Origin of the sequence: Coleofasciculus sp. FACHB-1120 (assembly GCF_014698845.1) — a bacterium.
Taxonomy (GTDB): domain Bacteria; phylum Cyanobacteriota; class Cyanobacteriia; order Cyanobacteriales; family FACHB-T130; genus FACHB-T130.
Genome location: NZ_JACJTV010000003.1, coordinates 170,900 through 185,388, shown reverse-complemented (window position 1 = coordinate 185,388; position 14,489 = coordinate 170,900). Strand labels below are relative to the sequence as shown.

Below are 14,489 nucleotides of genomic sequence, written 5' to 3'. Positions count from 1 at the left end.
ATTTTGAGAAAATCCTCAAACGCGATCACATTCTCATCCGCCACAATGAAGCTAAACCAGTGCGAGGGAGAGAAGATGACTTTAACTGCCCAGCAACTAGATGCGATGATGCCCGACGCTAGTCAACTGTATAGTGATGAGCCAGAAATGGAAAGTTCTTTGCACTATATGCAACTGCTGTTGCTTGTTACTTGTCTGGAATGGTTGTGGCGTGAAACAGAGGATTTTTTTATCGGTGCCAATCTCACGATTTATTTTAGTCGGCAACAACTGAGAAATCGAGATTTTCGGGGCCCCGATTTCTTCTTAGTCAAGCCAACTCAAAAACGTCCTCGCAATGCTTGGGTGGTGTGGGAAGAAGATGGCAAGTATCCCAATTTGATTATCGAGTTGCTATCGACTTCTACTGCTGCGACAGACCGCACGTTGAAAAAAGACTTGTATCAAGATCGCTTCCGCACGCCGGAATATTTCTGGTTTTCGCCAGATACGCTAGAATTTCAAGGTTTTCGATTGATGGGAAATAGATATCAAGAAATTGCCCCGAACGAGAGCGGCTGGCGTTGGAGTGAGGAGCTAGGCTTGTATCTGGGCGTAGAACAGGGACAGCTACGCTACTTTACTCCAGAAGGCGATCGCGTACCGACCCCGGAGGAAGCCGCTCAACAGGCAGTAGAACGCGCTCAGCAAGCACAAACGCAAGCTCAACAAGCTCAATCCCAACTAGAACAAGCACAAACGCAAGCTCAACAGGCTCAATCGCAACTAGAACAAGAACGACAACGCGCCAAGCGGTTGGCTGAACAACTGCGATCGCTCGGTATCGATCCAGAGTAAGCGATCGTTCTAACCCTATTTACCTACCTTTTAGGAGATGACGGTACAAAAACCGATAGAGCTTGTGGAATTACCCGAAATCGGGCTGGCGTCTCCGTTGTCCTTTCCCCGTCGGTGTTAATTGGATAAGGTTTTCGAGTATATAACTCAATGTCTTTACCCTGGATGGTACGCACCCCCCTACCTATCGCAGATTTTCCCCGCAAAGCAGCAAATACCAAGGGTAGGGTTTCCCTCCAATGCTTAATTTCCAAACTATGCAGATCCAGCCTTTGATCGTCAATGGTGGCATCATCCGCAATCACTAAGCCACTGCCGTAATAACGACCATTCCCCACCGTAATCTGCAAAGTTTTTACTTCGATAGACTGACCTTCCCAGTGGATATCAACCCAAAAAGGTCGCACAGTCGAAATAACTTGCACTGCCGTAACAATATAAGCAAAAACGCCCCAATGCCGCTTTAATCTTTTAGAAACTCTGCGGTTTACTTCTGCACTCAGTCCCAGACTGGCAATGTTGAAAAAATATTGCCCGTTCACCCAGCCCAAGTCAATCTGCTGAATTTGACCATTAGCAATGATTTGGCAAGCTTTTGGCAGCGACTGGGGAATGTTTAGGGTTCTCGCCAGATTATTGGCGGTGCCTAAAGGCAAAATTGCCAAAGGTAAGTCAGTATCTAACAATCCTTCGACTGCCGCATTAACGCTGCCATCTCCACCCCCAATGATGACCAAATCAACCTGTTCGCGATGTTTCCGAATCAGGTCAGAAAACTGCTTGGGATTTTCACTCTTCTCATCCACCAGTTCAAAACCCAATTGTTGCAATCGTTCAGATGCTTGCTGTCTGGCGTCTTGACCTCGTCGAGCATTCGGATTCACTAATAGCAGTGCCCGCTGACTCATTTGCATTGTTTTGAGGGAAATCGGTCATGGGTAGAAGGAAATTATCCCAATCCTCCCAGCCTCAAGTATATGCTTCCGATTGCAGCCAGTGGTACTCCTGTTTGTGTTCTCAAAAGAGTTGCCAATCGCTTTTAGGGAAAGAGACGGTAGTAATTTCCGTACAAAACTTGTCAAAACACTTGCCAGAATGCCCTGATATGCGCTACAAGGATAAAGGATTGCTTCCCTAGCGCATAGAATTCTACGCATTAAATCTCAGAAGCAGGAAGCTTTTTTACTTTCTAGTATTTACAAAACTGATTTCTAGACCCTATGACTCAGCAAGTAATTCACCCAATGGTGAAAATGCAGCGTCAAATGCATTCACTTGTAACATCGAATATTATCAAGCCCACAGATAAACTCTGGAAAATCGCTCTCCTCTATGGAGATGAGTGGTCTTACTGGAAAAAAGAACTGTTGGAATTTGGATTCACCATGCAAGATCCAGTCAGCGAACTGCTGGCGGTTGAAGCTTGGGAAGACGAGGATTAAAGACAGGCGGTCAAAGCTTGGGAGAGTTCCCATGCTGATTGATAGCGATCGCTCGGTCGGGGTTCTGTCACTTTCTCAATCACGATCCGCAGTTGGGGTGTAATTGTCGGCATCCCTTCAACATTGAATCTGTAACCCATCCCCTTTCGTTTATAAAACTTTTGGGGGCTTTCGCCACTTAACAGAAAAATCAGGGTTGGTCCAATCGCATATAAATCTGATTGCGTCACTGGCTGACCCCGATCTTGTTCTGGGGCGCTATAATCTGGGGCACCAATGCGTGTCCCCGGTGGCGTACCAATTTCTTTGACTGCTCCAAAATCCAATACCACCACCTGATTGTCCCGAAAACGCACCATCAAATTTGCCGGTTTAATGTCCCGGTGGATGAGGGGCGGGTCTTGGCTATGAATATAGCCCAAGATTTCGCAGGCTTGAATCATCCACTCAATCGCCTGCTTTAGGTGTACTGGCCCTTTTAAATAGATGCGCTTTTCTAAATCCTCGCCTTGGATCAACTCCATTGCCAGGTATTTCTTGCCACCCTCCACAAAAAAGTCATAATACTGGGGAATTCCTGAATGATGTAGCGTCTTCAGGGTACGAGCCTCTCGTTCAAAGAGTTCTCTGGCTTTAGAATTTTGTGCCATATCAGCATTCATTTCCTTTAGCACCACGAGAGCCGCCCCGCGCGGGCGTTCGGGGTCCCAGGCAAGATACGTGGTGCCCATACCTCCTTGTCCCAGCGTCCTCAACACCTGATACTGACGGATGTGGCGATGTATCTTTACCAAAGGTTGCCCGCAGTGGATGCAGAACAAGTTACCCGGTGGATTTCCGGAGTGAGAACAAGCTGCTTGAGAACTGACTGCTGGCTGTGGAATCGGAAGACTGTGTGCCTTTTCTTCAGGCTTCTGAGAGAGAGTGGCTGGCTCCTCTTTGCTGCTGAGTTGGAATTTCAGGATCGGGCCTCCTCGCGCCAGCTGGATGAGGCAATCATCCGATACCTCTCCCTGGGCAACCAGAATGCCATTGACAAAGGTGCCATTCGTGCCTTGATTGACCAACAACCATTGGACGGATGGCGTGCCTCCGTTGCTACTGGATGAGTTGCCTACTCTCCGGAGTTCTAGATGGTGCCTGGAAACCATACCATCATTAAGAACTACGTCATTATCAGGGGCGCGACCAATCCGAATCGTGGATGCTTTTTGGAAGTTCCACTGCTGCGGAGAGGGAGACGAGGGAGCGAGAAGGGTCAGCGTAACCATAATAGTTTTGAGTTATTAGCTTTGAGCTTTGAGTTTTAAGTTTGAATTCAAAACTCAAAACTCAAAATTCAAAACTTTTAAAACATCTGATGTTGATCCAGGTTGGGTCGCACTTTCGCTCGGATAGCCACCGCTGTGATGTTATCGTGACCGTTGTGCTGATTGGCGAGGTCAATGAGTTGCAAAAGACCCTGATCCAGGTTAGCTCTAGAACTCAGGAGGGGCAAAAGGTGAGTTTGCCAGTGAGTTTCTATGAGGTCGTTATCTGATAAACCATCGGAACACAGAAGCAATAAAGTATCTTCATTGAGTTCCAAAAATTGGACATCAGGACGGACAAAATTCTCGTCTCGCGGTCCCAAAGCTTGGGTCAGCTGGTAGGCATCAGGTCGAGCGTAGGCAATGGCAGGATCTACCCCTCGCTGGATTTCCCGTTGGCCGACTTCGTGGTCGATTGTAATTTGTTCTAAACCGCGTTTACGGCTGAGACGATACAGGCGGCTATCCCCAACATGAGCGATCGCTACTTTGGTATCCTCAATCAAAACCATCACAAGAGTCGTCCCCATTCGTCCAGAGCCAGAACGTTCTTGTTGTTGATTAATATCAAAAATCGCTTTATTGGCTAAAAGCACTGCCTCTCGAATACGGTCTTCTGTAGGTAAACGGCTTTGCCAATTGTCTTGGAAATAGCGTCTGATAGTATCCACCGCCATCACACTTGCCACTTCACCCCCAGCGTGTCCTCCCATGCCGTCACAGAGAATATACAGCCCTCGCGCTTGGACGGTTCGACCTAGTGGAGTTTCTTGCTTTTTAACTTCCGTGTTGATGCCAAAGTTGTCTTCATTGTGTTCCCGTTGCCGCCCGATATCCGTGCAACCTGCATCGTCGAGACTAAGCAACTGCATCGGCAGGATGATGGTGGGCATATCATCGCCCTCGCTCGCGTCAGGGACACGATTCTCTGAGGGGAGGGGTGGCTGAATCCGAGTTTTTGAGACCTGAGAATCTTCTTGCTCTTCAGCGATCGCCTGTAGCTGCGATCGCAAGTCTGAGGGGTTTTGAATCTTACCGCTTTGCAGGTTGTCCAAGAGTTTCTCCAGAGAATCTAACTGCGATCGCCCTGATAGTTCAAATAATTCTTTCCAGACTTGCCCCAAATTTTGGAGTGACAAGGTTGCGTTGGCTGGCTCTTTATACAAGCGTTGTAGGCACAGTGTTTGATCTTCATCCACACGCAGGTTTGATAGCTCCAGCAGACTCTGACGCATCTGCCAGGGTTCTAGCGCTACCCACAGTTTTGCCATTTCATCCAGCCAGTACAAAATCTGCAACAGCGGAATTTGAGCATAACTGCCCAGATCGTTGAGCAAAGGCCATTGGGAACGGTCTTCTAACAGCACAACAGAAGTGCTGTCCTGCTGCCATGCATCATGAATCGCTGGTAGGGTCGGGGACAAGTTATTCTGTAAATCCAAATATGCTTGGGCAATATTGGGAATACTTTTGGCGGCTAACGAATTTACATTCAGAGTCTGGTCAATAAAATTCCGGTTTTTGACCGATTGAGCCGAAGAAGCCACTGTTTCTGAGTTACTCCCAGCATTCACGGCCTCAGAACCTTGTAGTTGCTCCATGATGGCTGTAAGCGGAGCTTTTTGGAACGGCTGACAGTCCAAAACTCTCACCATCACCTCAGCCTTGTCCGAATAAGACGGTAGGGCGTCCAGCAATTGATAACGCTGCTGGGGGTCTAAATATACAATCTGTGGTGTGATTGGGTTCGTTTCCCCGCTACTGCTATTTTCACGGGTCGTCTCTGTCGAAGTCTCCGCAGCCGAACTTGAGGCGGTTAATGGGTTCTCCGCGTTTAGAGTCTGAACATCTGTTGATGAAACAGAATCGGAAGGCGATATTGTAGACGCTATAGAATCTGCTGGCAAAGTGTTTTCCGCTGGTACAGAGGTTGCCTGCAACTCCTGTACTCCTGAAGCGTTCGGCAAGGGTACAGTTGTCTCGTCTGGCTCGGCTGTAACCTCTGTTGGCATTGCATTGGCGTCTAAAGACGCAGCCGGTAACGGCTGTGTTGTTTCAGCAGACGAGGTGATATCTGCAACTTCCCGATTCCCACTAGAAGGAGCTGTTGCCGCTTCCGGCTCTCCTACGGTTGAGCCGGAAGCGGCAAGTTGCGAGTTTGAATCTTTTGAGAGAATCGCCCACCACACCGTTCCCGTCGTGGCACCACAATTGGGACACTCTACAAGATTCAATGGCACTTGAGTTTTGCATTCAGAGCAAACTTTGTGGGTTAGGGAAGTTCCACATTTTTGACAAAACTTGTTGGTATTTGGATTTTCAAACTGACAGTCGGGACAGACAAGCATGGCGGAACTTCCTCAATTCCCGTGTGGTGTGTTTACTGAAGGGAGACAAAGTAACTGCGATCTAGTTTGCCACGTCACAATCGAAGCTTCCAACCTCAACAGGTAGAAGTCTTAAGGTTAGCGTTAGCAGACGACAACGCCATCCGCACGTCTTGCACCCTCAATGATTTGTGCTACGTCTACAGTACTGCGATCGCTACCCACCGAGCGATCGCGACTCGTAACTACTGAATGCGACTAGCATCAGTTTGACACAGCTTCTTTAATAGTTCTAACTCAATTGAAGTTAGATCGCGCCACTGTCCGGGTTCCAGACCTACAAGATGCAAGTGAGCGATCGCAACTCGCACCAGCCGCAGCGTCGGAAATCCTACCGCCGCCGTCATCCGTCTTACCTGCCGATTTCGTCCCTCCGTCAAAGTCATCTCCACCCACGCTGTCGGCACATTCTTGCGAAAGCGAATCGGTGGATCGCGAGGCGGTAGTTCTGGTTCATTAGGTAACAACTGCACCAATGTCTTTCGCGTCCGGTAATCTTGAATAACCACACCTTCTCGCAAACTTCCCAGAGCATTTTCATCCGGAATGCGTTCCACCTGCACCCAGTAAGTTCGGGGATGCCCAAAACGAGGATTGCTCAAGCGATGCTGCATTTGCCCATCATTCGTCAACAGCAGCAGTCCTTCACTATCCCAATCCAAACGACCCACCGGATAAACTAAGGGAACGGGAATGTAATCTTTCAGTGTGCTACGTTTCTGCTCAGTTGGAGTATTGTCCGTAAACTGAGTCAAGACGCCATAAGGCTTGTAAAAAATTAGATATCGGTACACAAATCAGGGTGTTGGGAATGAGGAATAGGGAATGGATAATTGTTCATTTTGATGACCGATTACCCATTTCCTATTAATTGATTTTGACGCGGAAACGGATAAAACCAAAGTTACTACCAGCAACATTAGAAACATCACCCAAATTTACAATAACCGACCCATCCGGATTGGTTTGAGTAGAGCAAGCATTTCCTGTAGGCAATGGAGCTAAAGGTGATAAGAATCCTCCAGCGTCTGTATCTGAAGCATTCGTTGAGTTAGTAACCGTTCCCGCGCGATTCAGCGAAATCCCGCTACCTGAACCAAAACTATTGGCGATAAACGTTGTCCCCGATGGAATCGCGTCACAGAATCTGACATTATTGACTGGGCTACCACCATCAGATAAGAAGTAGATGGTGTATTCAACTTCATCGCCGCTAGTCAAGGCATTCTCTGATGGTATTTTAGTAACTCCAATGGGAGATAGTTGAGAAAAGCCCGAAGCATCATCATTGGTGTCATTGGGTTCATTTAGAAAGCTGCCAAAATTAATCCCACTAACCGGAATACTATTTCTCGTTGCATTGGTAATTCGCTTCACCAAACGCAGACGCGGGACTCCAGAAGCAGCAATCGTCAAGCCAGTCTTGTCAGCAGAACCAGTATCTCCATAGGGCGCTTGATTAATGCTGCCAGATGGAGTGTTAGCATCGGTAGGCACTCCTCCAGATGGAAAACCGGGGGTTGTAGAGGTGGCAGTAGCTTGATTGAATAAGTTGCCAGTGACTCCACTGCCAACGGTGGCATCCACAGTGACGGTGATCGTGCCATTCGGTGCTAAAACGGCTCCAGCAGCGAGTAGGGTATTGATGCTAACACCGTTATAAGCTGTATTAATCGCAGCACTGCTGCCCGTTCCAGCAACCGTAACGGTGGGTGTTACAGCCAGAGTCAGTCCAGTCGGTAAAGCATCTGTAATCTGGAACTCGTTAGCGGCACCAGACCCCGTGTTCGTATAAATAATGGTATAGCGGACGCGATCACCCGGTGTCACCGAACCCGTCCCATCCGCATCTGTTGCCAGGGCGACGGATTTTGTTCCGGAAACGATGGGCGTTGCCACCACACTCAGTAATGTTGGGTCATCATCCCCTGTAGGTCCCAAGTTCCCCTGATTAGTCCCATCATCCAATCCCTGCGGCAAATCGCTTGGACCTGCCACCGCATCTGTAATCGAAGGACTCAATCCTCCCACTGATGTTGCACTAGCTTGGTTGGTAATCGTCGTATTCGCTCCCGCCGTCACCCGAGCACGAAACTTGATGACCACCTGACCGCCGCCTGAACCCAGCGCCCCTGAAGGGTTAGCATTAGTGAGATTCGTGTCAGTTGTGCCGTTGTAATTGGAGTTCCCTGTTACTGTTGTCCCATTTCCAGAAAAAGTAAAACTATAACTGCCAGGAACAAAGGCTAAGCTACTGGGGAGAGGGTCAGTTGCTAGAAAGTTAGTAATAACGGTGCTGGGATTGGAGTTCGTATAGGTAACGGTGTATTCCACCACATCGTTAGTAGTTAAAACACCATTGTTATCGGCATCCGTGAATAGACGTACAGATTTAGTTCCGCTAGGTTCAAACGGGCTAATAAATTTGATGATAGTCGGGTCATTAGGGCCGCCAGTGGGCTGGCTGACATTGTTGCCCGTACCTACACCAGGATCGCCCGGATTGTTGTTAGAACCAGGTGCAGTCGGATTAGTGCTGTCACTGGCATCAGTAAGTACAGGATTGCCATTATCGCCTGCATAATTTACCCTTCCTTGGTTAGTAATCGGGCTAGCAGATCCGGGTAGGATTCGGGCGTTGAAGGTAAGAGTCACGGTGGAATTTGCTGCCAGGGTTCCGGGATTGGTCAATACAATAGGGTTCCCCGTGCCATTGAAATCATTGTTAGGCAAGCTAGAAGCGGCTGTAAAACCTCCAGAAATGGTAATGCTATTTTTTACTACTAGCAATTGGACAGGAATCACATCGCTAACAACTAAGTTATTGATGGGGGTGTTAGTAGGATTTCTGACAATAATGGTGTACTGAAGGTCATCACCGATGGTGAGTGTTTGAGTCCCGTCGTTGTCTTTGACAAAGCGGACGGATTTGTTGGCAAGTGGTACGGGAGCTGAGCCGACCGTGATACCCGTTGGCGTGCTTGGAGAACCTTGATTTGGGTATGGGGACTGATCGATGTTTCCTTGCGGAGTGGTGGCATCAGTAGGCACTCCACCAGGCGGGAAACCAGGGGTATTTGAAGAGGCAGTAGCTTGGTTGAATAAGTTGCCCGTAACACCGCTGCCAACAGTAGCCTCTACGGTAACAGTAATTGTGCCACTGGGTGCTAGCACTGCCTCGGGATTGAGTAGAGTATTTACACTAGCACCATTGTAAGCGGTATTTACACTGGCATTGGTACCTGGTCCCGCGGGGGTGACAGTGGGTGTGCCAAATAGGGTTAACCCAACAGGGAGAGTATCGACTATTTGAAAATTAGTAGCAGCAGATGGGCCTGTGTTGGTGTAGGTAATTGTATAGCGAATGCGATCGCCTCCTGTCACCGAACCTGACCCATCCGCATCTATTGCCAGGGCGACGGATTTTGTACCAGTGACGACAGGTGGAGTGGGGATTGTAGTCGTTTTGGTGACGAACTGTTCCCTGGTTTGGTAACCATTCGGATCGACCTTTCTATCCATAAAAGAGGTTGCCCGAATTTGGCTGACATCGGGCGCAGTCGCTCCTGCACCTGGTGTCACGCACAGATTATAAGATTTAGTTTGTCCTGGGTTTAAAATTCCCGTATCAAGTAACTCATCGCCATCTGTATCGGTCAAGGGCAGACCTGTAGCGGCATCCCGAAATTGCGCTACATAATTAGGGTTTGTTCCTGTAAGGTTTAGATTAATTATGTCAGTTGTAAAAAAGTTATTGGTAACAGTAAATGGGTGACAAACTTCGTTGCCAATTGTAGTTTCCAGTGTAGTGCTAGGCGTAATTACAAAATTACCCGCTCTAGTTGGAGGTTTATCGAAAAGAGGTAAGGTACCTAAATTTCCTGCCGCTTGAAAGAGTGTTTGGTTATTATTTGTAAACCCTGCAACTGTCAAACCCCATATCCCAGCATCACCGCCAGTAGCAGTTAGAGCTGACACCGCAAAGTTGTCGCCAGTACTGCCAGGGATAGGGTCTAAGGTGTTACTACCATTCCATTCAGCATCATCCGATTCTGTGCCTGAGATTGTCCCGCCAGTGGGACGAGTATAGGTAATGCTTCCACCTTCATCTAGATCGAAATTCCGCAAGGACAGACTAATTGTTCCTGGATCGACAAGAAAATAGAGCGGGACATTTAAGGCACTCCCAGTATTTTGCTGAACCGTACCTTGGAACTGACCAATTAATGCTTGTTGGCCTTGGGGAAGACCAAAGGTTGGAACGCTAATTGAGAATCCGTTATCGTCATTGTTGAGGCTAGCAGTGTTAATCCCAAATATTGGGCCTGCACCAGTTACGCTGGTAACTTGGTACGTGCCAGGTTGAGTAACAGTAAAAGTGACAGGCGTGTTGTTAGGCGCGTTATTTCCAGTAGTCCCTCCTACTGTTTGAGTTTGGAGAACTGTTACCCCATCTAGAGTGCGTAGCTCAAAACGAGTTGGGTCGCAAGTGCTAGGTAGAGTTGTGCAAGTAACGGCTCCTATAGCACCACTATTAATTTCATCTAATACTCCGTTACTCTCTGCATCGTTGATCGTAATAGTGACGCTGCCACCCCCAGCAGTAATCATGGCTTGCGTGATGTCAACAGCGAAGCGATGAAGCCGGTCGGGACTATTACTTGTCGCCGTAGTGTACCAGTCACCAATACCAGCCGGGCGAGACGGGCCACTGGTTTGAAAGTTGAGTCCTGATGAAGACGGGAGTGTAGTAGTCTGCGCTTGGGCAGCAGTAGAGTAACAAACTAAAGCAGCAACTAAAGTGACGCTTGGGAAGAGAAATAAAAGAGAGTTATATAAGGAAGAGAAGTTTCTTCTATCCTCTATTTTCTGTCCTTGCCCTTCCTGAGAGTGCTTGAAGAACATCTGCATAATTATAGTTTTTAAGAATAAATTACTTGGAAATATAAAATTATTGCATTAAGGGTGTAGATATCTCTATAGGTAGATGTATATTTGAGTAGCTAAGAAGAGCGAGCGCCTTAGCTACTTCCCATTGTTTAAATAGTTGACAAGCGTTGCAAAAAGTGAATTACTCAATATTCCGCCGAACGAGCAGGTTGCGCCTCAAGCGTAGAACGCCACAGAATGGTTTAAATAGGGCGAGATGGCGATCGCTATTTGCAAAAGCTGCTGTCACACACCTATTTTTCTAACTATCGTTCAAGCCATCAGAACGTCAATTGCCTCCAAAAGCACTACCATCTACCGCTACATAGAAATACATAAATATAGGCGGGTAAGAAGGCTATTCGTCAAACCTTGTTCTCATTTTTACTTTTGTTAAATCAACTTGGTTAAAACACCATCAAGCTTGTTATAAACGTAGTCAATAAAGATTAGTTTATTTTGACGCGGAAGCGGGTAAAACCATAATTACTACCCGTTGCATTAGAAATATTGCCTAAATTCACAATTACTGCTCCGTCAGCATTATTTTGATTGGGGCAAGCATTGCCCGCAGGCAAAGGAGCAAGCGGCGCGAGAAATGTCCCTTCATCGGCATCTAAAGCATTAGTCCGGGGGGCAATTGTTCCAGCACGATTCACCGAAATTCCTGCACCCGAACCAAAACTATCGGCAATAAAGGTTGTCCCTGCTGGAATCGGATCGCAGAATCTGACATTGTTCGCTGGGGCAGTTCCATCAGAGAGAAGATAAATAGTGTACTCGACTTCATCACCGCTTCTCAAAGCTGTTTCAGCCGCTATGGTGGAAACTCCTATTGGTGATAGTTGTGACCAACCAGCTGCATTGTCATCGTCACTGTTTGGGTCATCTACAAAACTATTGAAGTTAATCCCATTCAGCAGCGCACCGTTTCTAGTCACAGATGTAATTCGCTTCACCAAACGCAGATTCGCGTTCCCAGGAGATCCGCCTACGTTAACTACAGTCGGTTCATCATCCGCAGGATTAGGAAGGTTCCCCTGGTTATTACCGTCATCTATGACTTGAGGCAAGTCACCATCGTTTTGTAAAGCATCAGTGACAGATAAATCAACGGTTCCTCCTGCGGATGTAGCAGTAGCTTGGTTGAGAATCTGCGTACCAGCTGGCGCTGTGATAACTGCTTGAAACTTAATAACCACCTGAGAACCATTTCCACCCAACGTTCCCAAAGATGTTGGATTAGTAAGGTTCTGGTCAGTTGTGCCATTGAAATTCGGGTTTCCTGTCACTGTCGTTCCAGCGCCGGAGGCGGTAAAGCTGTAACTGCCAGGGACGAAACTCAACTTACTGCTGTCGATGCTGTCAGTCACTAGCAAGTTGGTGACTGGAGTAGGGGCACCATTAAAGTAGGTGATGGTGTATTCAACAGTATCCCCAGTCGTCACGGAACCGCTAGCATCTGCGTCGTTGGACAGACGAACTGATTTGATGCCAGTAGGCGTAACTGGGTTCGGTTGAATGGTAGTCGTAGTGCTTGATGTGTTGTTGTCAGGATTGGGATCGGTCACATCCTTCGGTCGCGTGACTGTTGCCGTATTGTTCAATTGCTCAGATGGTGCAATCGGAGAGATGGCACCAGTTACGGTATAGGTGGCAACAGCTCCATTATTGAGATTGACTGTAGTGTTAATAGCATTTCCCGTACCGCTAGCTTGTCCGCAACTACCAGTGCCCGTAGTAATGGCACAAGTCCAAGTGACTCCAGTAATCTGAGAGGGGACGTTGTCTGTCACCGTTGCTCCAGTTACATTAGAGGGGCCGTTATTGGTAACAGTAATAGTGTAGGTAATGGGACTACCTGCAACGACTGGGTTAGTCACCAAGGTTTTTTGAATTTGCAGATCGGCTTGTGACACAGTGATGCCTGTTTGAAGAGCCGTCACTGTAGATGGGTAGTATGTCCAGGTATCAATACCTCTGTCATTACCAAAGAGGTTAGTAAACCCATGAGCGCCATTAATACTAGAAACCCCTCCCAGAGCGTTCACAGGAGTAGGTGCTCCGGCAACCTGTTGATTATTGGTTAAAGGAGCGTCGTTATAGTACACCTCAAAAGGATTGGGAGCCGGTAGTGTTGGCGCAGCTGGCTCATTGAGCCGCTGGATAATTAGACCTTCGGGGTTGTTTTCTGGGTCTAGAAAGGGAAAATGAATTTCACCTGCACTGAGTACAATTTGCGCTCCGTAAGGGATATTGCTAGCAGAAACATTCACTCCATTGGCATCTAAGCCATCCCAAGGTACAGTGTTGAACCCAGATTCTGCTACACCAACCAGTACGCGATCGTTGGCATTGCCGTATATACTGTCTTGGTTGAGATCGAGAACAACTCTGTAACTGCCCTGTGCAGGTGTATTAAAGCTGAAAGTACCTCCCAAGGGGTCAGTAGTACCAGCTTGATTGTTAGTCCCCTCTGTACCTATAAATTTAAAATCAGTGGGAGTAGGAGGTGCCACGGCTGGCGTCAGTAGCCATGTCTGACCACCACTGGCTGGAGTTATGGGTGCTTGCAGCGGCAGGGTAGAACTGGGTTGGTTAAAGAAGATTTTATAGGTGACATCCGTCCCGAAATCTGGCTGATCCGGGTTATATACGTTACTTCCTGCAAGTGGAACGGATTGGTAAATTGGACCGCCGTTTGGAGTTGGTGTGAAACCTTTGTTATTCGCGAAAAAGATAAATCCAAAGGGATCGATACCATTCAGGTCGATTCGGTACAGATAGCCTTCATCGGTGAGAATAATGGCTTCGGAACGCAACTCTGCTGGCTTATTAGCTCCCAAATTGAGAGACAAATAATTTGCATAAGCTCGACCGGGGATAGGGGTATTTCCATTGACGACGGTGACATCCCAAGCTGTCACCACACCCAGATTGGGCTGAGTCCAGTTAGCTTGGGCAAGAACCGGGGGCGGGTTGCTATTGATAGCAGCATTAGTAGGATTTGGGCTGACAAAATCAATTTCCCAAATTCCTGCTCCTGTTGCGGCAGTCTGGGCCGCTGTAATTGTACAGGGAGTGTAGCCTGCGGGATTGAGGGGCGCTGGACCTGCAACCTCTTGCGCTCGGTTGACGATCTTTCCGATACCTGCACCACAAGAAGTAAAAGTAGTGCTATTGGGCGGTCTATATCTGATCTCGCCAACTCCAACACCAACGGCACTGGAACCAAGATAGATGGTTTCCCCTGGATTAGCGAAAACTCTAATTCGACTTCGACGCGGTATAGGAGTACCCAGAAAAGGAGCGTTTTGATAATATTCCAAGTAAGGGCGATAGCCTGGGTTATCGGTCAGTTCGCGACTGCCTTCAGCAAATGCCGCTTGAGTCCAACCGCTAATCGCGCAAATGGATAGGGCAAGGCTGCCGAAGCGACAACTCCAACGGCTAACGGAGGCGCTAATTTTTTGCAAATGTTGGGATTTTAACGGCGAACTCACTCTGCTTTCTCTCGCTAGGGGTGAAGACATCAAGATGGGAGGGAACAGATAACGGGTTAATGGCGGTTAGAGAGCAATGGG

9 protein-coding genes are annotated in these 14,489 nt (G+C 47.8%); 3 read left to right on the top strand and 6 right to left on the bottom strand.

Going from position 1 to position 14,489, the window contains the following annotated elements; translation table 11 throughout:
- Positions 1 to 75: 75 nt before the first annotated feature.
- The gene (locus tag H6H02_RS04620; protein WP_190815112.1) at positions 76 to 837 is read left to right on the top strand and encodes a Uma2 family endonuclease; all 762 of its coding nucleotides are present in this window, start codon (positions 76 to 78) and stop codon (positions 835 to 837) included.
- Between the two features lie 23 nt (positions 838 to 860).
- Here H6H02_RS04620 and H6H02_RS04615 read toward each other — a convergent pair whose 3' ends face one another.
- On the bottom strand, positions 861 to 1,745 hold the full coding sequence (locus tag H6H02_RS04615; RefSeq protein WP_190815452.1) for a lipid kinase: 885 nt from the start codon (positions 1,743 to 1,745) through the stop codon (positions 861 to 863).
- A 312-nt stretch (positions 1,746 to 2,057) separates the two neighbouring features.
- On the opposite strand from H6H02_RS04615, the gene H6H02_RS04610 reads away from it, so the two are divergent.
- Entirely contained in the window at positions 2,058 to 2,279 is a 222-nt protein-coding gene (locus H6H02_RS04610; RefSeq protein ID WP_190415607.1) for a DUF4327 family protein, read from the top strand.
- Here H6H02_RS04610 and H6H02_RS04605 read toward each other — a convergent pair.
- Both H6H02_RS04605 and H6H02_RS04600 read right to left on the bottom strand, forming a co-directional pair.
- Positions 2,276 to 3,550: an FHA domain-containing serine/threonine-protein kinase gene (locus H6H02_RS04605; protein WP_190815110.1), complete on the bottom strand. Its 1,275-nt coding sequence runs from the start codon at positions 3,548 to 3,550 to the stop codon at positions 2,276 to 2,278. The genes H6H02_RS04610 and H6H02_RS04605 overlap by 4 nt on opposite strands.
- 77 nt (positions 3,551 to 3,627) lie before the next feature.
- Complete coding sequence (locus H6H02_RS04600) at positions 3,628 to 5,937, bottom strand: serine/threonine phosphatase (RefSeq protein ID WP_190815108.1); 2,310 nt, start codon at positions 5,935 to 5,937, stop codon at positions 3,628 to 3,630.
- A gap of 66 nt (positions 5,938 to 6,003) precedes the next feature.
- Between H6H02_RS04600 and H6H02_RS04595 the strand changes: the two genes are divergently transcribed.
- Entirely contained in the window at positions 6,004 to 6,168 is a 165-nt protein-coding gene (locus H6H02_RS04595) for a hypothetical protein (protein ID WP_190815106.1), read from the top strand.
- Here the strand turns inward: H6H02_RS04595 and H6H02_RS04590 are convergent.
- From H6H02_RS04590 to H6H02_RS04580, 3 genes are all read right to left on the bottom strand, one after another.
- The gene (locus H6H02_RS04590; protein WP_190815104.1) at positions 6,162 to 6,770 is read right to left on the bottom strand and encodes a pseudouridine synthase; all 609 of its coding nucleotides are present in this window, start codon (positions 6,768 to 6,770) and stop codon (positions 6,162 to 6,164) included. The two genes, H6H02_RS04595 and H6H02_RS04590, sit on opposite strands and share 7 nt — an antisense overlap.
- Positions 6,771 to 6,843: 73 nt before the next feature.
- The gene (locus tag H6H02_RS04585) at positions 6,844 to 10,887 is read right to left on the bottom strand and encodes an isopeptide-forming domain-containing fimbrial protein (RefSeq protein ID WP_190815102.1); all 4,044 of its coding nucleotides are present in this window, start codon (positions 10,885 to 10,887) and stop codon (positions 6,844 to 6,846) included.
- A gap of 467 nt (positions 10,888 to 11,354) precedes the next feature.
- Positions 11,355 to 14,408, bottom strand: a complete 3,054-nt coding sequence (locus tag H6H02_RS04580) for a DUF11 domain-containing protein (RefSeq protein WP_190815100.1) — start codon at positions 14,406 to 14,408, stop codon at positions 11,355 to 11,357.
- Positions 14,409 to 14,489: the final 81 nt, after the last annotated feature.

Excerpts from the sequence above, each read along its gene's own strand:
- H6H02_RS04610 (WP_190415607.1), top strand. The coding sequence starts at position 2,058 with ATGACTCAGCAAGTAATTCACCCAATGGTGAAAATGCAGCGTCAAATG.
- H6H02_RS04620 (WP_190815112.1), top strand. The coding sequence starts at position 76 with ATGACTTTAACTGCCCAGCAACTAGATGCGATGATGCCCGACGCTAGT.
- H6H02_RS04615 (WP_190815452.1), bottom strand. The coding sequence starts at position 1,745 with ATGAGTCAGCGGGCACTGCTATTAGTGAATCCGAATGCTCGACGAGGT.
- H6H02_RS04585 (WP_190815102.1), bottom strand. The coding sequence starts at position 10,887 with ATGCAGATGTTCTTCAAGCACTCTCAGGAAGGGCAAGGACAGAAAATA.
- H6H02_RS04600 (WP_190815108.1), bottom strand. The coding sequence starts at position 5,937 with ATGCTTGTCTGTCCCGACTGTCAGTTTGAAAATCCAAATACCAACAAG.
- H6H02_RS04605 (WP_190815110.1), bottom strand. The coding sequence starts at position 3,550 with ATGGTTACGCTGACCCTTCTCGCTCCCTCGTCTCCCTCTCCGCAGCAG.